Origin of the sequence: Pseudoalteromonas sp. S558 (genome assembly GCF_005886635.1) — a bacterium.
Lineage (GTDB): Bacteria > Pseudomonadota > Gammaproteobacteria > Enterobacterales > Alteromonadaceae > Pseudoalteromonas > Pseudoalteromonas aliena.
Window position 1 is genome coordinate 1 of sequence record NZ_PNDU01000236.1, and the last position, 1,113, is coordinate 1,113.

At 42.9% G+C, this 1,113-nt stretch carries 1 protein-coding gene; it reads right to left on the bottom strand.

Translation table 11 applies throughout. The annotated features are described in order from the left end of the window. The coding region (locus CWB66_RS15510) for an RHS repeat domain-containing protein (RefSeq protein WP_138586057.1) at nt 1-1,113 on the bottom strand (1,113 nt) is incomplete at both ends.

Sequence of the window (1,113 nt, forward strand, 5' to 3'; positions counted from 1 at the left end):
AGCAGAAGTGCGGGCGGCATAAAATTTAACTTGATGCGACAACTAACTTGAAAAACTCCGTTATTAGTAACAAAGCGTGGAGTATTAAGTTGGTCTAGGTGATAGTAATACACCTCGCCTTGTTTAATCAGTGCGACTGGGTGAAATTGATTAGGTAGGTTGATATACCAAGTATATTCACCGTGTTGGCATTCACCAATTAACTGGTCGTTATCCCAAATGTAATCAATTTTTCCCTGCTCGGTGTGCTTAGCAATGCGGCGACCGAGTGGGTCGTAGTCGTATTGCGTGAGTGTGCCGTTGTTGTTAAAACAGCTTAACTGGTTAAACGCGTTGTACTCACGGCGGGTTTTAATGCCTTTGCCGGTTTCGCGTATTTGGTTACCGAATTCATCGTAGTAAAAGTCGCTGTCGCCAAAGTGTGTTAAACGGTCTGCGTCTGTAGTGCCTTGAATAATCGCATCATCTTCGCTTAGGTCACTAGCAAGCGTTGCTGCACTTGAATCGTTATATTCACTATGAACTACATTAGTTGTGCTTTCTGGCTGGTTACTTTCAACCTTAATGCTGGCGTTGATAGTATCGCTATCATGATTTAGCTGAGTCGTTTGTTGCTCTGTTAAATCGTTATTTTGAACCGTCGACTGGCTGACTGGGTTACCAAAGCTATCCCACTGGTAATGGGTGATTTTATTGTTCTCATCACAGGCTAGATTTTGTTGTATTAACTGCCCCAAGCTGTTGTATTCAAAATTAGTATTGTGGCTGCTTACACCTTCGTTTTTACGGGCAATCAGCTGGTTGATGCTGTCGTAATTGTACGTACAGGTATCGAATAGTGCTTGTGCAGGGTGTGTAAGCTGTTGCTGTGTTAAGCGGTTGAATACATCAAACTGTTGAGTAAGGGTTATGTCATTACCAAACTGCTGGGTTTTAATATTACCTTGGCTGTTGTAGTTTAATGTTACGAGCGACTGTGCTGCGCTAGCTGAATCATTCGCTTCGCTATTGGCTTGCTGTATATGAATAGCACTTAGCTGACCAAACTTATTGTAGCTGTAGTTAAGCGTACTTGAATCTGGCAGTGTCAGTGTTTGGCGTCTGCCGTAGTCA